13 protein-coding genes and 1 pseudogene are annotated in these 18854 nt (G+C 70.4%); 8 read left to right on the top strand and 6 right to left on the bottom strand.

Annotation, left to right across the window (positions count from 1 at the left end; translation table 11 throughout):
- The first annotated feature begins 648 nt into the window (after window positions 1-648).
- The 3 genes and pseudogenes from QLQ12_RS09070 to QLQ12_RS09060 form a co-directional block, all read left to right on the top strand.
- Entirely contained in the window at window positions 649-2916 is a 2268-nt protein-coding gene (locus tag QLQ12_RS09070; RefSeq protein ID WP_282758596.1) for an arginine/lysine/ornithine decarboxylase, read from the top strand.
- A gap of 77 nt (window positions 2917-2993) precedes the next feature.
- On the top strand, window positions 2994-5993 hold the full coding sequence (locus tag QLQ12_RS09065) for an NACHT domain-containing protein (RefSeq protein ID WP_282758595.1): 3000 nt from the start codon (window positions 2994-2996) through the stop codon (window positions 5991-5993).
- 43 nt (window positions 5994-6036) lie between these two features.
- A pseudogene (locus QLQ12_RS09060) lies at window positions 6037-6428 on the top strand (transposase); the annotation flags it as partial.
- 247 nt (window positions 6429-6675) lie between these two features.
- Here QLQ12_RS09060 and QLQ12_RS09055 read toward each other — a convergent pair.
- Complete coding sequence (locus QLQ12_RS09055) at window positions 6676-7083, bottom strand: hypothetical protein (protein ID WP_282758593.1); 408 nt, start codon at window positions 7081-7083, stop codon at window positions 6676-6678.
- Between the two features lie 111 nt (window positions 7084-7194).
- Between QLQ12_RS09055 and QLQ12_RS09050 the strand changes: the two genes are divergently transcribed.
- Window positions 7195-7995, top strand: coding sequence for a sigma 54 modulation/S30EA ribosomal C-terminal domain-containing protein (locus QLQ12_RS09050; RefSeq protein ID WP_282758591.1), 801 nt, complete (start codon window positions 7195-7197; stop codon window positions 7993-7995).
- A gap of 164 nt (window positions 7996-8159) precedes the next feature.
- Here the strand turns inward: QLQ12_RS09050 and QLQ12_RS09045 are convergent, their stop codons facing one another.
- From QLQ12_RS09045 to ppdK, 5 genes are all read right to left on the bottom strand, one after another.
- Complete coding sequence (locus QLQ12_RS09045; protein ID WP_282758589.1) at window positions 8160-8693, bottom strand: ATP-binding protein; 534 nt, start codon at window positions 8691-8693, stop codon at window positions 8160-8162.
- Window positions 8686-10584, bottom strand: coding sequence for a PP2C family protein-serine/threonine phosphatase (locus QLQ12_RS09040; RefSeq protein ID WP_282758587.1), 1899 nt, complete (start codon window positions 10582-10584; stop codon window positions 8686-8688). The genes QLQ12_RS09045 and QLQ12_RS09040 overlap by 8 nt, the downstream gene beginning before the upstream one ends.
- Window positions 10585-10680: 96 nt before the next feature.
- Window positions 10681-11022, bottom strand: a complete 342-nt coding sequence (locus QLQ12_RS09035) for an STAS domain-containing protein (RefSeq protein ID WP_282758586.1) — start codon at window positions 11020-11022, stop codon at window positions 10681-10683.
- Window positions 11023-11392: 370 nt separating this feature from the next.
- Window positions 11393-11737 (bottom strand): hypothetical protein, encoded by a 345-nt coding sequence (locus QLQ12_RS09030; RefSeq protein ID WP_282758585.1) that lies wholly within the window; start codon window positions 11735-11737, stop codon window positions 11393-11395.
- Window positions 11738-11746: 9 nt separating this feature from the next.
- Window positions 11747-14407: a pyruvate, phosphate dikinase gene (gene ppdK, locus QLQ12_RS09025; protein ID WP_282758584.1), complete on the bottom strand. Its 2661-nt coding sequence runs from the start codon at window positions 14405-14407 to the stop codon at window positions 11747-11749.
- Between the two features lie 151 nt (window positions 14408-14558).
- Here ppdK and QLQ12_RS09020 point away from each other — a divergent pair, with 151 nt between their 5' ends.
- The 4 genes from QLQ12_RS09020 to QLQ12_RS09005 are packed head-to-tail and all read left to right on the top strand — an operon-like array spanning window position 14559 to window position 18799.
- Window positions 14559-15599: an alcohol dehydrogenase catalytic domain-containing protein gene (locus QLQ12_RS09020; protein ID WP_282758583.1), complete on the top strand. Its 1041-nt coding sequence runs from the start codon at window positions 14559-14561 to the stop codon at window positions 15597-15599.
- On the top strand, window positions 15596-16273 hold the full coding sequence (locus QLQ12_RS09015) for an SRPBCC family protein (RefSeq protein ID WP_282758582.1): 678 nt from the start codon (window positions 15596-15598) through the stop codon (window positions 16271-16273). The genes QLQ12_RS09020 and QLQ12_RS09015 overlap by 4 nt, the downstream gene beginning before the upstream one ends.
- A gap of 46 nt (window positions 16274-16319) precedes the next feature.
- Window positions 16320-17225 carry an ABC transporter ATP-binding protein gene (locus QLQ12_RS09010; protein ID WP_282758580.1) on the top strand — a complete coding sequence of 302 codons (906 nt, stop codon included), beginning with the start codon at window positions 16320-16322 and terminating at the stop codon, window positions 17223-17225.
- Window positions 17222-18799 carry an ABC transporter permease gene (locus QLQ12_RS09005; RefSeq protein WP_282758579.1) on the top strand — a complete coding sequence of 526 codons (1578 nt, stop codon included), beginning with the start codon at window positions 17222-17224 and terminating at the stop codon, window positions 18797-18799. Before QLQ12_RS09010 ends, QLQ12_RS09005 begins: the two co-directional genes overlap by 4 nt.
- The last annotated feature ends 55 nt before the right edge of the window (window positions 18800-18854 follow it).

Here is an 18854-nt window from a genome sequence, read left to right as displayed (position 1 = left end):
CGCCAGGAACCAGCAGATCACGGTGGCGCTGGCCACGAACAGCATCCGGAAGAACTGACCGCCGGTGCCGAACAGGCCCTGCCAGGTGGAGACGGCGAAGCTGGTGGCGAGCGCGTAACCGCCCACGGCGAGCACCGCCGCCGGGTTCGCCGCCGGTGCGGCCAACGCGGGACCGAGCGCCACCATGCCGAACATCAGCGACTCCGGCGGGAGGAGCGCGGACACCGTGGCGAGCGCGGTCACCGCCGCCATGGCGATCAGAAAGTACGACGACACCAAGCGGCCGCGCGCGCCGGTCGGCGGCGCCAGAAATTCTCCCACCGGGCAACCTTTCCGGAAAGCTGATCCCGATTTGCCCCTTGTAGGGTAGTCCGGGACATCCGGAGATTCAGGCGGTCCGTGACCGCCGCTCACGACGACAGCCGCATGACGGCGGATCCGTTGATGTCACCCGCCCCGGGGACCCGCACGGAGTTCCCGAGCCGGATCGCTCCCGTCCTGGCTAGGGTCACGGCGACGCACGTGCCGCGGGCAGGCGGTTGTCGAACGGCGTGACAGCGCGACCGGGCCCGGCCCGCTGTGCCGGCTCGCGCCCCTACCGCCGAGAGGACGTTCACTGTGTCGTTCCCGGTCACGATCGTCACGCCCATGGAAGGTCCCGCCGGTGCGCTACGACCGCTGGACCTGCTCGAAGCCGCCCTGGTCCGCGCGGGGCTGGAGCTGCGGCGGTTCGGCGACGAGGGGCGGGGCGCGGAGCGGCTGGGAATGATGGCGCATGTCGCCCGGTCGAGCTCGGCCGTCCTCTACGCGCTGCATCTCACCGCGCGCCGTTCGCCCGACGGGCCCGAGGAACCCTCCGACGTGGCCGCCGTCCGCGCGGCGGCCGAGTTCGTGCAGGCCATCCGGGCGCACAACGACCGGGTCCCGATCCTGCTGTTCGGCGAGCAGCTGACGGCGAGAAGGGTCCCGCAGTCGGTGCTCTCGCGGATCGACGGCGTCGTCAACGCCTACGAGGACACCCCCGACTTCCTGGCCCGGAAGATCCAGCGGGAGGTGAGCCACTACGTCGGCCGGCTGGCGCCGCCGTTCTTCGCGGCGCTGATGCGCTACGCGAACGACGGCGCCTACTCCTGGCACTGTCCCGGCCACTCCGGTGGCACCGCGTTCCTGAAGAGCCCGGTCGGCACCCTCTTCCACGAGTTCTTCGGTGAGAACCTGTTACGGGCCGACGTGTGCAACGCGGTGGAGGACCTGGGACAACTGCTCGACCACACCGGCCCCATCGCCGACAGCGAGCGCCTCGCCGCCAAGACGTTCCGCGCGGATCACCTCTACTTCGTCACGAACGGCACCTCCACCTCGAACAAGATCGTGTGGAACTCGCTCGTCGGCCCGGGCGACATCGTCGCGGTGGACCGCAACTGCCACAAGTCGGTCCTGCACGCCATCATGCTCACCGGTGCCGTGCCGATCTATCTGATGCCGACCCGCAACAAGGCCGGCATCATCGGGCCCATCCCGCGGCGGGAGTTCACCGCCGCGGCGCTCCAGGAGAAGATCGACGCCAGCCCTCTGGTCGCCGACAAGAGCAAACGGATCCGCCTGCTGGCCCTGACCCAGTCCACCTACGACGGAATCATCTACCGCGCGGAGGAGCTTCGGGAGAGCCTCGACGGCGTCGTCGACGCCCTCCACTTCGACGAGGCCTGGTTGCCGCACGCCGGCTTTCACCCGTTGTACGACGGGATGCACGGCGTGGCCAACGACCGCGCCCGCACCGCCCGGACCGTCGTCTACGCCACCCAGTCCACCCACAAACTCCTCGCGGGTCTCTCGCAGGCGTCGCAGATCCTCGTTCAGGACACCGCCGGCGGCCACTTCGACAGCCGGGTCTTCGCCCAGGCCTACCTCATGCACACCTCCACGAGCCCGCAGTACGCCATCATCGCCAGTTGCGACGTGTCCGCGGAGATGATGGCCGGCAAGCGTGGCCACGCCCTGGTGGAGGAGACGATCACCGAGGCCATGGAGTTCCGCCGCACCATCATCCGCGTCGGCGCGGAGCGTGGCGGGCGTCCGGCCGGTGGGCCGGACTGGTGGTACGGCGTCTGGGGGCCGGACACCCCGCCCCGGACCGGACTGGCCGAACGGTCCGAATGGGAGCTGACCGCGGACGCCACATGGCACGGTTTCGACCGGGTGGACGACGGTTTCACCATGCTCGACCCGATCAAGGTCACGCTCACCATGCCGGGCCTCACCGTGCACGGTGAGTTCAGCGAACCGGGCTCGCCGAGCATTCCGGGCGTGGTGCTGGCACGCTACCTGGCCGAGCACGGGGTGGTGGTGGAGAAGACCGGCCTGTACTCGCTGTTCGTGCTCTTCACCATCGGCATCACCAAGGGCCGCTGGGGTTCTCTGGTCGCGGAACTGCACCGCTTCAAGAGCGCGTATGACGGCAACGCCGCGATCGAACGGCTGATGCCGGCCTTCGCCGCCGCGTTTCCCGGTTACGCCGGGCTCGGGCTGCGGGAGATCTGCGATGCCCTGCACGCCACCTACCGCGACGCCGACCTTGCCGAGCTGACCACGGCGATCTACACGGAGCCGGTCGAGCAGGTGACGCTCCCCGCCGACGCGTGGACCGCGATGGCGGCCGGGCGGGTGGAACACGTGCCGGTGGAGAAGCTGGCCGGCCGGACGACCGCGGTGCTTCTCACGCCGTACCCGCCGGGAATCCCGCTGCTGGTCCCCGGCGAGCGGATCAGCGAGACGATCGTGCGCTTCCTGCGGCACGAGCAGGTGCTGGCCCAGCGGTGGCCCGGCTTCACCGGGATCACTCACGGCGTCGCCGAGGAGAACGGCGGCGGTCGCCGTACGGTCGCCTGCCTGCGCGACGACAGTCGACGAGCCTGATTCGGCGAAAGCGGGGCCGACAGGACGTGCTCACCGCGCGGAAGCCATCCGTGACCGGCGCGGGTACGCTGCGTCAGATGTCCAAGGTGGTGGGTTATGCGGATGCCGTGGAACTGCTCGGTGGCGGCTCGCCGCTGGTCAAGGCTCTCGATCGGGCGCTCGGTGGGCTGCTGCTGGCGGCGACCGGCGGCGGCAGCCAGCTGGCGATAAGCCTGTTCGACAGCAAGGCCGAAGCGGTGCGGCTGGGCGAGTGGGTGATCACCGGCCTCCGCGACCGAACCAAGGGCTACGGGCGGTACGACCGGACACAGCGTCTGCGGGCCGCGCATACGATCATCGCCATGGCCGCGTTCTTCGGGGCGCTGGACGACATCGATCTGCCCTTCGACGTGCGCAGCCTGGCGCTCACCGCGGACGAGCGTCGCCACATCACCGGTGTCGATCCTCTCGTTCACCGGCTGGCCGAGGCGGAGGCGCCGATACCCGTCCCGCACCTGGACCACGCGAGGTTCCGCACCGATCTGCGGCAGTGGTACGGGTCCATCGCCGGCGCGCTGCTCGAGTTCGCCGAGGGTCTGGTGGTCTGGGAGAAGCTGGACCAGACCCGGCAACGCGCGGCGCTGAACGCGATCCGCGTGGACCTTCCGACGGCCGCATGCCGGCGGTACGAGGACCTGCACCACCGTCTCGCCGCGGAGATGCCCGAGTTCGCGCTCTGGACCGCCGAGCAACGGCAGCGTGCGATGGGTACCGCCCTGGCACGCATGGAGACGGTGCTGGACTCCTTCGCGTCCGGTCATGGGCCGAGCGATGTGGCCGCCACGCTCATCCGTGCCTGGCGCACGACGCTCGACCGGCCGATCCTCTCCGAGGGCGACGTCCCCGCGGACCTGGTGATCCCCACTCTGGTCGAGGGCTATGTCGATCCGGACTACCGTGTCCGCCCGATAGACACGGGCAGTTCCCCGGCTGAGGAGTCCTGGTGGGCCGAGGCGCCGGAGCGATGCGACCTGGCGGAGTTCCTCGTCAGCCACCTGACGACACCCGCCGCGACGGCATCGCCGCTCCTCGTGCTGGGCCTGCCCGGCGCGGGCAAGTCGGTGCTCACGCGCATCCTCGCCGCCCGCCTGGGCGCCCGCGACTTCCTGCCCGTCCGCGTGGTCCTGCGGGACGTGCCGGCCGAGGCCGAGATCCAGAACCAGATCGAGTCCGCTGTCCGCATGGCCACCGGCGAGACCGTCACCTGGCCCGGTCTGGTCCGCGCCGCCGGGCTCGCCCTGCCCGTGGTGCTCCTCGACGGATTCGACGAACTGCTGCAGGCCACCGGCGTCGCGCAGTCCGACTACCTGGACCGGGTCGCCGCGTTCCAGCGCCGTGAGGCCGAGCTCGGCCGCCCGGTCGCGGTGCTGGTCACCAGCCGCACGGCGGTCGCGGACCGGGCCGGTGCGCCCGCGGGCACGGTCGCCATCCGGCTGGAGCCGTTCCGTGAGCCGCACGTTCGGCGCTGGCTCGAGACGTGGAACACCCTCAACGCCGTGGGCCTGCACCGGCGGGGCCTCGCCGTGCTCGATGCCGACGTCGTCCTGCGCCAGCCGAACCTGGCGGGTCAGCCGCTCCTGCTGATGATGCTCGCCCTGTACGACGCCGATACCAACGCGCTGCGCGCGGCGGGGGCGAACCTCGACGAGAGCTCCCTCTACGAGCGTCTGCTGACCGCGTTCGCTCGCCGCGAGGTCACCAAGATGCACGTCGCGGCGACCGAGGCCCAGCTCACCAACCTCGTCGAGGTGGAGTTGCTGCGGCTTTCGGTCGCGGCGTTCGGCATGTTCAACCGCAGACGTCAGTGGATCACCGCGTCCGAACTCGACGCCGACCTGCGAGCGCTGTTGCCGTCGGCCCTCGCCGAGCCGTCCGGCGGCTTCCGGCAGCCGCTCAACCAGGCCGAGAAACTGGTCGGCCGGTTCTTCTTCATGCAGCGTGGGCAGGCGACCCGCGACGGCGCCCGCCTGCACACCTATGAGTTTCTGCACGCCACGTTCGGCGAGTACCTGATCGCCCGCCTGATCATGCGGATGCTGACGGATCTCGCCGAGGAGGAGGCCTCCGCCGGCGCGTCGGTGTTCGGGCCCTCCGGGTGCCGCGACGGCCGCCTGCACGCGTTGCTGTCGTTCTCGCCGCTGACCAACCGCGAGCCGATCCTGGCGTTCATCCGTGAGCTGGCGGCACGGCGTTTCCCCGATGACGCCCGGCGCTTGCCGATCACGCTGTTCCACCGGCTCGACGAGCGCACGACCGACCATGACGTGCGCGAGTACCAGCCGGTGAAGGCGCCGGCTCCGGACCGTCATGCCGCCTACGATCTCAACCTGGTGCTGCTCGCGGTCGCGCTCAACGGCACGGTCCGCGCCAGTGAGCTGTTCCCCGGCGCACCCGACCTGGCGCTGCTGTGGAGACGGCACGCCCTGCTCTGGCAGGCCACCTTGAGCACGACGGCGTGGTGGGCCGTGGTGTTCACCTTGCAGACGCGCACGGCGTGGGACGGCGAACGGCGGGACCTGGTGGTGGTGCTCGACAGCGAGACCGCGCCGCCGCCGGTGGAGCCGTACTGGCTCTATCGCGCACATCCCGGCCACCCGACGCGATCCATGGTGAGCTGGCAGCACACCCGATGGGACGGGGTCGCCCGGCAGAGCAACCTCGTGCGTGACCGGGTCAACGAGACGCTCATGCATGCCCTGGAGCCGCTCATGGGCCGGATCGGGGACGCGACGACCACCTTCGTGACCCGGGACGCCGAAACGGCGTACTCGATCGCCGCGGCGGTGAGCCGGTTCCACGTCGCCGTGCTGCTCGGCGCGGGCGCCGAGGAACTGCTGGTCGTCGGCGAGGACGCGGTGCACGCGGTGGCCGACGGCTGGGCGCCGCTGGTGGACGCCCGCGTGCGGGCCCGGGGGATACGGCTGGTTCACCAGTTGATGCCGTTGGTCGACGGCCGGGTGCCGGACGATGTGCGTAACAGGTGGACCGGCACGCTGTCGTCGATCTCCTTCGGGGCGCCGGCCGGCGGGGCCGGCTGAGCCCGGCGCCTCGCGAAGGGCGGGCCCGCCCCTCGCTGTGCCGAAGCGCAGTCGGTTGCCGTTACTGCGCACGGGTCGTACCTATCGCAAGCGTCGTCGCAGCCGCGGGCAGCGGACACCGCGGTTCACCGACCGCTCGAAGAGCATTCACGACCGGCCCGCCACCGCCGAGGACCGCGCCTTGCCCGGTCACTGGGAAGGTGACCTGATCATGGGTGCCCAGAATCGGACCGCCATCGGCACCCTGGTCGAGCGCAGCACCCGCTACGTCCTTCTCGTCCACCTGCCCAGGGCGTCGAGGTGGGCCGGCATGCCGAGTTCACGGCAGCCACGAGCACGCCGGTCTACTTCTGCGACCCGGCCAGCCCGTGGCAGCGCGGCTCCAACGACACCCCCGCTCAGCGGTTCACCCGTCTGCTCGCAGAAGCCGCATGATCACACTTACTGATCCGAAGAGAGTGCGTCTACACGACTCGGCAGGGAACCGTAATAGCACTACGGCGGGATCGATGACGACCAAAGGAAACTCTGACTCGGATTCGATCATAAGTTCGGCGGATGATGCCATCCCGGCAAAACCCATGGGCCGATCTTCCTAACTGCTTACCCCGCGGACGGCTAAGCCAAATCGCACGAATTCGTCGCGGAACTCGCAAGGGTGGAGCGTTGCTCGCGGAACCATTCATCGAAGGCGTTCGGCATCCAGAAGATCAGCGGCTTCGGTAAGGACGGCTACGAACTCCTCCGCCAGCATTTTGGCGACGATGACCTTAAGTGGGTCGTCGGGCAATTGATTGTCTACCCGCTGGACGAGGGTGAGGACTAGTTCGTCGCCGTTCAGGTAGGCGAAGCAGGTCACGTCGTCAGTGGTCGGCCCCCAGTCCATTAGCCGGAATTGCCATGGGAAATCCGACTCAGCCGACTCGGCGTAGAGCAGCTGGCAGACTTCCTTCGGTGAGTGCTCTGGGAAAGGAGAGGGCCTGATGTCACGGCGACGCACCTGCTCTGCGTCGGACCGCATGTAACGGGTGAAGGAGAGGACAAAGGCCGTGTTGTCGAAAGTGGTCAGCCATGTGCCGCCGGCCCACACATCGACGGTGCGTAGATCGCCCGTCGCGGCGGCAGGTGGCGGTGGCCAAACCTCGCCTACCTCTACGGCTAATCTGGCTCGGTCAGGAATCTTCTCGGAAGAGGACGGCGCATGTCGGCTCGCCGCAACGTGACACGAGAACACCCCGCCGTGGCCGTGTCCGGCCCGGTCACCGCCGAGGAATCGGCGTACGCCCAGCGCGTCATCGGCGATGTCCTCGCCACCGTCGACCACGCGGCCGAACGCCTCAGGGCACGCCTGAGCCCGTACGGCGGGTACGACACCACTGCGTTCACGGTGGTGGCGCAGGTGAACGTGGCCGTCCGGGCCCGGATGATCAGGGTGCAGACGGCCGCGCCCACGGTCCGCGAGGCGATCGAGCAGGCCGCCGCCGGGCTGTTGCTGCGACTGCACCGCCTCGACCAGCACCTGGCCGCCGAACGTTCCGGCGACGTCGGTTTCGTGGCGGGCGAGTGGTGTTCGCCGTACCCGCAGAGCCCGATCGGCCTGGCCGGTCCGCGGACGGCGGCCGGGCGCATCGTGCGGATGAAGGACTACCACCTCGCCGTGCAGACCCCGGACTCGGCGGCGTTCGCGATGGACCTGCGTGACTATCCGTTCCATCTGTTCGTCGACGACGCTACCGGCGGGGACGCGCTGGTCCACCGGGACGGCGCCACCGGCTACAGCCTGCACCGGTCGGTGCCCGCGCCGGCGCCCGCCGGCCTCACCGTGCCGTTGACGATCCAGCGATGGCCGGCGGTGCCGATGGCGCTGGCCCGGGCGGTGCAACTGCTCAACGCCGCGCCGGACCGGCGGTTCCTGTTCTTCACCGACCCGCGCAGCCGGCGAGCCCGGGTGCTGTACCGGCGTTTCGACGGCCAGTTCGGACTGCTCGCGCCCGCGTGGTGAGCCGATCAGACGGCCTGAACCTACCTCCCGGGCATCTGCGCGCCGTGGTGCTGCTGTCCGCTCAGCCGGACCTGCACGGTCTGACCCACCCGCAGTGGCGCCTGCTCGGCCTGCTGCTTGTCGGCTGGCAGCCTCGACGCATCGCCGCGCACCAATGCCGACCCCTACACACCGTCATCACCGCCATCGACGACATTCGCACCCTCCTGACCGCCCCCACCCGCGACGCCGCCGTGCTGCGGTTCTGCCTGGATGTCATTGGCCGTGGTTGGCGGTGAGATCGTGCAGGTCAGTGTGACGCTGGTGCCGTGGTTGCCGCTGGTGCAGGTGAGTTCGCCCGCGTGCTTGGCCAGCCACAGGCCGCGTCCGCTGGGCGCGTCGACGGCCGGCCGGATTCGGGGTTGTGCGGGCGGCATGCCGGGACCGTGGTCGCTGACCTGGCAGCAGAGCTGGTCGCGGGTCCGTCGCAGTTCGAGGCGTCCGTGGCCGCCGCCGTGGCGGACGGCGTTGGTGGCGAGCTCATGGATGGCGAGCACGAAGCGGTACAGGACGGGATCGGTAAGGCCGCTCGCCCGGGCGAATCGCGTCACGTCGTGGCGCAGCGTACGAAGATCGTCGACGGTGAAGTCACGCACCGACGGCGGGCGGTCGTCGTCCGGGCTTGGCCGTCGCCCCGAACGGCGCAGGTGTTCAGGCATGGTCACCTTCGGGTTGGTCGGGTGGTGCCGGCGTGTGGTGGCGTACGGCGAGGATGCAGGTGTCGTCATCGGGGTTGGCCCGGCGCAGCCGCGTCAGGAGGTCGGCCAGTGGCTGCTCGCTGCCGGAAGCGGATATGTCGTTGAGGGTGGTTATGACGGGGGCGAGCCCTTCGGCGAGGGTGTGCCTACGGTGTTCGATCAGTCCATCGGTGTAGAGCAGCAGCAGGTCGGCGGGGGCCAGACTGACCGTGGCGGTGTCGTAGTGGGCGGCGCGGACGGCACCGAGCAGTGTGCCGCGCGGCGCGGCGAGTTCGGTGGTGACACCGGCGCGGGCATGTAGCGGTGTCGGATGCCCGCCCTGCGCCCAGGTGATGGAACGGCTCTGCGGATCGAATCGGGCCACCGCGGCGGTCGCGGTGGTGGCGCGGGAGTAGAGCAGCCGGTTGAGGTGCCACAGCAGCTGCGCCGGGTCGGTGGTGGTGGTCACGGTGAGACCGGCGAGCATGTGCCGCAGCTCGGCCATGACCGTGGCGGCGTGCATGCCGTGTCCGGCTACGTCACCGACGGCGAGTACCACGCTGCCGTCGTCGGCGAGGGCCGCGTGGAACCAGTCGCCGCCGACCCGGCTCGCCTCCTCGGCGGGCAGGTAGCGGACGGCGACCCGCAGCCCGGGCAGGTCGAACGGCTCGGCGGGCACGGGTAGCACGATCTGGCGCAGCTGGGCGGCTAGCTCGTGCTCGGCGGCGAGGCTGTGCTGGTGTTGCTGCAGCAACTGCTCCACCTCGGCCAGCTGTGCCCGGGTGGTCCGCTGCATGGTGACGTCCTGCACGATGCCGTACACCTTCACCGGCCGGCCCTGCACATCGCGGACAGCGTCCACCACACTGCGCACATGCTTGACCCTCCCGCCTACGCGGATACGGGTGGTGACATCGACGGTGTCCCCGCGGCCGAAGCCCTCCGCCGCCTGCCGGCGGATCGGCTCATCCTCGGGCAAGGTCACGGCGTTCTGTTCATCGCTGGACATCGGCCCCAGCGCCGGGTCACGTTCATAGATGCGATACAACTCGTCCGACCACACGATCTGGCCGGTGACCAGATCGGCTTCGCCCCAGCCGAGCTGGCCCAGCCGTTCGGTATGCGCGATCCGTTCGGCCTGTCGGGTCTGCTCGTCGTGGCGCACCCAGCGGCTGAGCACTCCCGGCCCCACCCGCGACACCCAGGCGGTCATCAACACGTCGGCGGGTGCCCGGGCACTCTTGCTCATATACGGGAACGGCCCGACCTCGCGCGCGCACCCGTCAGCCATCACGTCGCGCCACGCCTGCCACACCGGCGTATCCACCGTTGCCGGATACGCCTGGGTGATGCGCCGGCCCACCGCTTGGGCCACGTCGCGGCCGGAGAAGTCGGCCGTCTCCTGACTTACCGCAACGATCATCCAGTCGGAGATCTCGGCGCTGTCACCGAACACCGGTGACAGCGCCATGTGGTTACCTGGCATCGCGTCGAGGACCTGCTGTACCAGCGGCCCCCAGTCATCGACCGCCCGTGACGGCGGGTACGCGGGAAGCCGGCGCCCCGCCGCTGGATTTCCGCTCCGGGGGCGTAGCGCCTTGTCCACCTCGGCGTCCAGGGGCCGCGACCCGGATCCTGGACGGCCTTGCAGGGCCGTCAGGATGTCACCGGCCACCGCGGCCGCCGGGCGGCCTTGCTGTGCCGCCCGGTCCAGCAGATAGGTGTGAGCCTCGTCGACTCGGCACCCGACCCGCCCGGCCAGTAGCCCCGCCGCTCGATGCACCTGTGCGGCGGGATCCCACTGTGCCCGCGCCACCGTCTCATCCAGCGCGGCCAGCCGCTGCCGGTACTCGTGCTGCTGTTCCACGCTCATCGCGCCTCCCGCGGCGATCCGCACCGTCAAGCGATTTGGCCGGCACCTCAAACGAGCGGTCGCTCTGCCCGGCCGGCCCGCTGGTAGCGTCGTTGTTCACCGCCCGGCAACGCTGCGGCCACCATCAGAGTCGGCCAGGCCGAATATCTCCAGCAGGCCGGCGATTTCGAGTTGGCCGTACACATTGGCGTTGGGACGTTCCACCCGGAAAACGGCCCCGCAGTCCGTCGCGACGCGCAGGGCAGCCACCAAGACTCCGAGACCGGAGGAATCCAGGAAGCTCACCTCGGCCACGTCCACTCGTACCAGCGTCGGCTGGCTCTGAATCACCGCCTCCCGGATCGCTTGCGTTATCGGCGCTGAGTTGACGAAATCGATATCACCGCTCAGCGCCAGGCAGAGCGCCTCTTGATCATGGCTGACCGACAACGGCCCCACACGCCACCTCCTCGCCACGGACACGCACGGCCCATCCCAACCGGCACTCCCATGGGTCTACCGGACACCGGCAGCCCGGCATATGGCCCGACCGGTGCAGATGCCACACGTTCACCCTCACGGTACGCAGCCATCGACTTTCGCCACTCCGAGCAGGGCTTCACCAGGCCGAAGAGATCTTCGCCAACGAACACGTTTCGCTCACGTCACACGACATATCCGTAGGCAAGCCGCACAAGCACCTATCTCGATCTACCATCTGACGCAATTCCCGGCGCAGCAGAGATCCATTGCTCCCAAGACCGCGACACGGTGGGCGTCCCGGCCGATCGGGAACACCATGGACGACATCTCACGAGCGTCCGGCTCGTCATCGCTGAACGACCAGGCGGTGTGCCCGCAACGCGTGCGCCCACCACGGCCGCGGCGGTGATGCCGCGCCGCGCAGTGGCGGGCAGGCAGCGCGTTTGATGCTGACCCACCCGCCGGGGCCCATGGTCACGGTGCCGACGGCCGGCTGTCGGCGCATCGCGGCGGCGATGGCCAGGGCCGTCGCGGTGAGGACCGTGCTCGCCAGTGCGGCGAGCACGATGGCGGTGACATCGACGGCGGGCACGAACCGGGTCCGGTCGGCGCCGATGGCGTACACCCCGATCTCGCGCTGTCCGGAGCGGACGGTGACCAGATCGGGCCGCCCGTCGAAGGTGGTGGTCATGGCGTTCTCCTATCTGCTGTCCGAGGCGGCGGCCTCGGTGGTCGCGGCCCGGCCGGCTTCGAGGCGGGCGATCGGCACCCGGAAGGGTGAGCAGGAGACGTAGTCGAGTCCGGCGTCGTGGAAGAAGCGGATCGAGGCGGGATCGCCGCCGTGTTCCCCGCAGACTCCGGTGACCAGGCCGGGGTGGGTGGCCCGGCCGCGTTCGATAGCGGTGCGGACGAGTTCACCGACGCCACCGGTGTCGAGGGTCTCGAACGGCGACGCGGCGAAGATGCCCCGTTCCAGGTATCTGCCGAAGAATGCGCCTTCGACGTCGTCGCGGGAGAACCCCCAGGTCATCTGGGTCAGGTCGTTGGTGCCGAAGGAGAAGAAGTCGGCGTGTTCGGCGATCTGGCCGGCGGTGAGGGCGGCGCGCGGGACCTCGATCATGGTGCCGATCCGGATCGGCGGCGCCCCGCCGACCTCGGCGAGCACCGACGCGGCCTCCGCCCGTACCACCTCGAGTTCTTGAACCGCGCCGACCAGCGGGACCATGATCTCCGGGCGCGGGTCGCCGCCGGCGGCGACCCGCGCCGCGGCGGCCTCCGCGATGGCCCGGACCTGCATGGCGAAGAGGCCGGGCACGACCAGCCCGAGGCGTACGCCCCGCAGCCCCAGCATGGGGTTGGACTCGTGCATGCGGCGGACGGCCGTCAGCAGGGTCGCGTCGTGTCCGGGATCGTCGCCGAGCGCTTCGGCGCGGGCGACGCGGGCGGTCAGTTCCTCCAACGGGGGCAGGAACTCGTGCAGTGGCGGGTCGATCAGCCGGATCGTCACCGGCAGGCCGTCCATCGCGGTGAACAGTTCGATGAAGTCGGCGCGCTGCAGCGGCAGCAGCGCCGCGAGCGCGGCCCGCCGTTCGGTGTCGCCGTCGGCGAGGATCAGCCGTTCGACCAGCACCCGGCGGTCGCCGAGGAACATGTGCTCGGTACGGCACAGGCCCACCCCGGTCGCGCCGAACCGCCGGGCCCGCGCGGCGTCCGGCCCGGTGTCGGCGTTCGCGTGCACACCCAGCCGTGCGACATGATCGGCGTGCCTCAGCAGCCGCTGGACCGCGGACAGCAGCGAATCGCCGGCCGGCGACAGCTCCCCCTCGAAGTACCGGACCACGGGGGAAGGCCGTACGGGCACCGCTCCGGCGTAGACACGTCCGCTGGTGCCGTCGACGGAGATGATGTCCCCGGCCTTGACGACCTGCCCGTGGACGGTGAACGAGTCTTCGCCGATGTCGAGGTCCTCCGCGCCGCAGACACAGGTCTTGCCCATACCTCGGGCGACCACGGCGGCGTGCGACGTCTTGCCGCCCCGGCTGGTCAGGATGCCCTGCGCGGCGATCATGCCGGGCAGATCATCGGGGTTCGTCTCCCGGCGGACCAGGATGACCGGCCCGGTCGCGGCGGCAGCGGCGGCGGAGTCGAAGACGACCGCACCCACGGCCGCGCCCGGGGAAGCGGGCACCCCGGTGGCCAGTGGTTCGGGGGCGGCCGCCGTGTCGAAGCTCGGGAACATCAGGTGAGCGAGCTGCTCGCCGGTGACCCGCTGCAGGGCCTCGTCGAGGGTGATGGCACCCTCGTCGACGAGTTGCCCGGCGATGACGAACGCGGCGGCCGGGGTGCGTTTGCCGACCCGGGTCTGCAGCATCCACAGCTTGCCGTTCTCGATGGTGAACTCGATGTCGCACAGGTCCCGGTAACGCTGCTCCAGCCGTTCCATGATCGACAGCAGCTCCCGGTGGGACCTCGGGTCGATGCCGGCCAGATCGTCGAGGCTCATCGTGTTGCGTATCCCGGCCACGACGTCCTCGCCCTGGGCGTTGCGCAGGTAGTCGCCGTAGGCACCGCGCCGCCCGGTGGCCGGGTCACGGGTGAACGCCACCCCGGTGCCGGAGTCGCCGCCGTGGTTGCCGAAGACCATCGCCATGACGTTCACCGCGGTGCCCAGGTCGTGCGGGATGCGTTCCTGCCGCCGGTAGAGGACCGCCCGTTCGGCGTTCCAGGACGTGAAGACCGAGCCGATGGCCAGGAACAGTTGCTCGTGCGGCGCCTGCGGGAAATCACGGCCGGTGTGCGCGTGAAACACCTTCTTGTATGCGCCGACGACGTCCCGCAACTGCGCGGCGGTCAGGTCAGCGTCCGACCGCACACCCGCGGCCGTACGAGCCGCAGCGAGTTCGGCCTCGAACTGCTCGCCGGGTACGCCGAACACGGTCTTGCCGAACATCTGGATCAACCGCCGGTACGAGTCCCACGCGAAGCGCTCGTCGCCGCTCTGCCGGGCGAGCCCGGCCACGCTGCTGTCGTTGAGCCCGATGTCGAGGATCGTCTCCATCATGCCGGGCATCGAGAACTTTCCCCCGGATCGCACCGACAACAACAGCGGGTTGTCGGCGGCGCCCAGCGCTTTGCCCATCCGCTCCTGAACCATCCGCAGATGCTGCTCGACCTCGTCGAGGAGCCCGGCCGGCATCGACCCGGCACGCAGGTATGCCCGGCACGCCTCGGTGCTGATGGTGAAGCCGGGCGGAACGGGCAGACCCATCCGGGTCATCTCGGCCAGGTTGGCGCCCTTACCGCCGAGCAGATCTTTAAGATCCTTGTTGCCCTCGATGAAGTCGTACACATACCTGGACATCCGATCCTCGCCCTCCGTGGCCCGCGGTCAGTCCTCTCTCTTCGTTGGTAGACCTGCGCCCGGCCCGCCGAGTAGGGCCGAACGTCCCTGCCGGACCGGCGGCCGGCGGACGAGTGTGGAACCAGGACCCATCGATGTGAGGAGGGGCGCCATGAAGGGACTGGTGTACGGCGGACCGGGAGTCAGAACGTGGACCGAGATCCCCGACCCGGTAATCCAGGAACCACGAGACGCGGTGATCCAGGTCGATGCCGTCACGATCTGCGGCACCGACCTGCACATCCTCGGCGGTGACGTGCCCGAGGTGCCGGCCGGCCGGGTCCTCGGCCACGAAGCGGTCGGCACCGTCGTCGAAACCGGCAGCGGAGTGACCGGCCTGACCGCCGGCGACCGGGTGCTGGCCTCGTGCATCTCGGCCTGCGGCATCTGCCGGTTCTGCCGGGAAGGCGGCTACGGACAATGCCTCGGCGGTGGCGGCTGGATCCTCGGCCACCTGGTCGACGGCGTGCAGTCCGAGTACGCCCGGATCCCGTTCGCCGACCTGTCCACCTACAAGCTGCCGGAACAGGTCAGCGACGAGGCGGCCGTGCTGCTGGCCGACATCCTGCCCACCTCGTACGAGGTCGGCGTGCTCAACGGCCGGGTCCAGCCCGGCGACACCGTCGTGGTAGTCGGCGCCGGCCCGATCGGGCTCGCCGCCGTCGTCACCGCACGGCTCTACTCGCCCGCGCACATCGTGGTGGTCGACAAGGCCGCCAGCCGGCTGCAGGCGGCGAAGATGTTCGGCGCGGACACCACTGTGCTGGCCGGCGCGGACGACCCGCTCACCACCGTGCGGGCCCTGACCGGCGGACTCGGCGCCGACGTGGTGATGGAGGCCGTCGGGACACCGCAGACCTTCGAACTGTGCACCGCGCTGGTGCGCGCCGGCGGGCACATCGCCAACATCGGCGTGCACGGCAAGCCGGCCACCCTGCACCTGGAAGACCTGTGGATCCGCAACATCACCATCACCACCGGCCTGGTCGACACGTGCTCCACACCGAAGCTGCTCGGCATGCTCGTCGCCGGGCAACTCGATCTCGGGCACATGGTCACCCACCGGTTCGGTCTCGACGAGTTCACCGAGGCGTACGACGTCTTCGCCGACCCGATCCGCACCGGAGCGCTCAAGGTGGTCCTGTCGCGATGAGACTCTCCTGGATCATCGCCGCCGGCGTGGCGGTCGCGGCGTACTCGCCGCCCGCCCGCCGGTGGTATCTCACCTGGGGCGCCACGCCGGAAGAGGCGACGGGCCCACTGGCCGGCGACGAGTTGCTCCTCGAACCGGACCTGCAGTCCACCCGCGCCGTCACCGTCGACGCCCCGCCGGCAGCGGTCTGGCCCTGGTTGGTCCAGATGGGCAGCGGCCGCGGCGGCGCCTACACCTACGACTGGATCGAGAACCTGCTCGGTCTCGGCATGCACAGCGCCGACGAGATCCTGCCGCGGTTCCAGCACCTCGCCGTCGGTGACGTGCTGCCCCTCGGGCCGGACGGGCCCGGCATGCGCGTCGAGATCTGCGAACCGGAACAGACCCTGAGCTTCCGCTCCGAGGACGGCGACTGGGTCTGGACGTTCCGCCTTCACCCGGAGGGGGCGTACACGCGCCTGGTCAGCCGAAACCGCATCGCCGCTCCCACAGCCTCGTGGCCGGCCAGGATCGTCACCCGGCTCGTCATGGAACCCGGCAGCTTGATCATGGAAAGGCGGATGCTGCTCGGCATCAAAGAACGCGCCGAACGTACGGTGCCGCCGAGCGAGCAGACCGCGGTTCGACGGGAGACTTCCGGTCTGTCGCGCCGGGACGGGTCCGGCGATGGATGATGGAGGAACCCGGCAGCCATCGATGAGGTGACCGAGGAGACGAGTCATGACCGTGCCCGGCGACGCCACCATCTCAATCACCTCTCTGACCAAGTCGTTCGGCGCGACCCGGGCCCTCGACGGGCTCGATCTAATGGTGCGGCCCGGTGAGGTGCACGCGTTCCTGGGGCCCAATGGCAGCGGGAAGACGACCACCATCCGGGTCCTGCTCGGCCTGCTGCGTCCGGACAGCGGCCAGGTGCGGATGCTCGGCGGCGACCCGTGGCGGGACGCGGTCGCCCTGCACGCCCGCCTCGCCTACGTTCCGGGCGACGTCACGCTGTGGCCCAACATCAGCGGTGGCGAGGTCATCGACCTGCTCGGCCGGATGCGCGGCGGCCTCGACCGCCGCCGGCGCGACGAACTGCTGGACCGGTTCGATCTGGACCCGCGGAAGAAGGCCCGCGCCTACTCCAAGGGCAACCGGCAGAAGGTCGCGCTGATCGCGGCGCTCGCCTCCGACGTGGAGCTGCTGCTGCTGGACGAGCCGACGGCCGGTCTGGACCCGCTGATGGAGTCGGCCTTCCAGCAATGCATCCGGGAGGTCAAGCGTCAGGGGCGTACGGTGCTGTTGTCCAGCCACATCCTGGCCGAGGTGGAGGCGCTCTGCGACCGGGTGAGCATCATCCGGCTCGGCCGGACCGTGGAGTCAGGCACGCTCGCCGAGCTGCGACATCTCACCCGTACCTCGATCACGGTGGAGACCGTGCGGCCGCTGACCGGGCTGGACGCCTTGCCGGGCGTCCACGACGTGGTGATGGAGAACGGGCACGCCCGCTTCGACGTGGACACCGCCCAACTGGACACCGTCGTGCGGCGGCTCGCCCCGCTCGGCGTCCGCAGCCTGACCAGCACCCCTCCCACGCTGGAGGAACTGTTCCTGCGCCACTACGGCGAGCGGAACGGCTCGTGACCGGGGCGGTGGGCCTGGCCCGGTTCATGCTCCGCCGGGAACGGTTCGCGCTGCCGTGGTGGCTGCTCGGCGTCACGGTGCTCGTGCTGATCCAGTCGACGCAGAGCCAGAACCTGTACGGCACTCCCGAGGGCCTGGCCAACCTGCGCCGGACCGTCGGCGGCAACACCGCGGTGATCGCGATGAGCGGTCCGCCCGAGTTGCTCACCTCGATCGGCGGCGAGGTGGTCTTCGAGATATTCGCCTTCGCCGCGATCGTGGTCGCGTTGATGAGCATGTTTCTCGTCGGCCGTCACACCCGTACCGACGAGGAGACCGGCCGGGCGGAACTGCTCAGGTCGGCCCGGGTCGGCCGGCACGCCCCGCTCGCGGCCGCCGTGGCCGTCGCCGCGCTGGCCGACGTGATCGTCGGCGTCCTGGTGCTGGCCGCGGCCGCCGGCACCGGGCTGCCGGCCGCGGGGTCGGTGCTGTTCGGCGCCGGCATCGCGACCGTCGGGCTGACCTTCACGGCCCTGACCGCCGTCGCGGCGCAGGTGTTCGAGAGCCCCCGTGCGGTCTACGGGTCGGTCGCGTCGGTGCTCGGCGCCGCGTACGCGCTGCGGGCCGCGGGCGACACCGGCGACGGCGCCCTGTCCTGGGCCTCACCCATCGGCTGGGGCCAGCGGACCTTTCCATACACCGGCGACCGGTGGTGGCCGCTGCTGCTGCCGGTGGCCGCCGCCGTGCTGCTCCTCGCGGGCGCGGTGGCGCTGCAACAGCGGCGCGACTTCGGCGCGGGCCTGGTGCCGCCACGGCTCGGACGGGCCACCGCCGGCCGGTCGCTGCGCAACGCGTACGCCCTCGCCTGGCGGCTGCAGCGGGGCGCGCTGACCGGCTGGGTGGTCGGCCTGGCGTTGCTGGGCGTCGCGTACGGGTCGATCGGCGACAGCATCCAGAGCTACGTCCGGGACAACCCCGCGGTGGCCGAGTTCCTGCCGGGCGGCGCGTCGGACATCGTCGACGCGTACCTGGCGCTGACCGTCGGCATGTGCGCGCTGCTCGCCGCCGCGTACGGGGTGACCGCCGCTCTACGGGCGCGAGCCGAGGAGACGTCGGGCCGTGCCGAGCCGGTGCTGGCCACCGCGACCAGCCGGCTGGCCTGGCTGGGCGGCCACCTCAGCGTGGCGCTGGCCGGTAGCGCGCTGGTGCTGCTGGCGGCCGGCGCCGGCACCGGCGCCGGGTACGGGCTGACCGTCGATGACGCTGGCCAGGTGCCTCGCTTGATCGGCGTGGCGCTGTACCAGCTGCCGGCCGTGTGGTCGGTGGTCGCCGTGGCGGCGCTGGCCATCGGGTGGTGGCCGCGATGGTCCGCCGTTCTGGCCTGGGTGGTGGTCGGGTACTGCGCGGTGGTGGCGCTCTTCGCCGACTCCTTCGACCTGCCGGCATGGTCGCGGCGGGCGTCCCCGTTCGCACACACCCCGCAGGTGCCGCTGGACCATCCGGCCGTCCTGCCCGTGCTGATCCTGACCGGGATCGCGGCGGCGGTCGTCGGTGCGGGTTGGGCCGGGTTGCGCCACCGCGACATCGGCTGCTGAGTTCTCGCTCTCCGATGGTGGTGCGACGATCCGGCGGCTGGCGCCGCGCCATGAC

Source organism: Actinoplanes sandaracinus, from assembly GCF_030009775.1.
Classification (GTDB): domain Bacteria; phylum Actinomycetota; class Actinomycetes; order Mycobacteriales; family Micromonosporaceae; genus Actinoplanes; species Actinoplanes sandaracinus.
Note: the sequence above shows the minus strand (reverse complement) of the source record. Positions and strands in the feature narration are given on the sequence as shown.

Coding starts and splice junctions, on each gene's coding strand:
- QLQ12_RS09070 (WP_282758596.1), top strand. CDS start 649: ATGGAAGGTCCCGCCGGTGCGCTACGACCGCTGGACCTGCTCGAAGCC.
- QLQ12_RS09065 (WP_282758595.1), top strand. CDS start 2,994: ATGTCCAAGGTGGTGGGTTATGCGGATGCCGTGGAACTGCTCGGTGGC.
- QLQ12_RS09050 (WP_282758591.1), top strand. CDS start 7,195: ATGTCGGCTCGCCGCAACGTGACACGAGAACACCCCGCCGTGGCCGTG.
- QLQ12_RS09045 (WP_282758589.1), bottom strand. CDS start 8,693: ATGCCTGAACACCTGCGCCGTTCGGGGCGACGGCCAAGCCCGGACGAC.
- QLQ12_RS09040 (WP_282758587.1), bottom strand. CDS start 10,584: ATGAGCGTGGAACAGCAGCACGAGTACCGGCAGCGGCTGGCCGCGCTG.
- QLQ12_RS09030 (WP_282758585.1), bottom strand. CDS start 11,737: ATGACCACCACCTTCGACGGGCGGCCCGATCTGGTCACCGTCCGCTCC.
- ppdK (WP_282758584.1), bottom strand. CDS start 14,407: ATGTCCAGGTATGTGTACGACTTCATCGAGGGCAACAAGGATCTTAAA.
- QLQ12_RS09020 (WP_282758583.1), top strand. CDS start 14,559: ATGAAGGGACTGGTGTACGGCGGACCGGGAGTCAGAACGTGGACCGAG.
- QLQ12_RS09015 (WP_282758582.1), top strand. CDS start 15,596: ATGAGACTCTCCTGGATCATCGCCGCCGGCGTGGCGGTCGCGGCGTAC.
- QLQ12_RS09010 (WP_282758580.1), top strand. CDS start 16,320: ATGACCGTGCCCGGCGACGCCACCATCTCAATCACCTCTCTGACCAAG.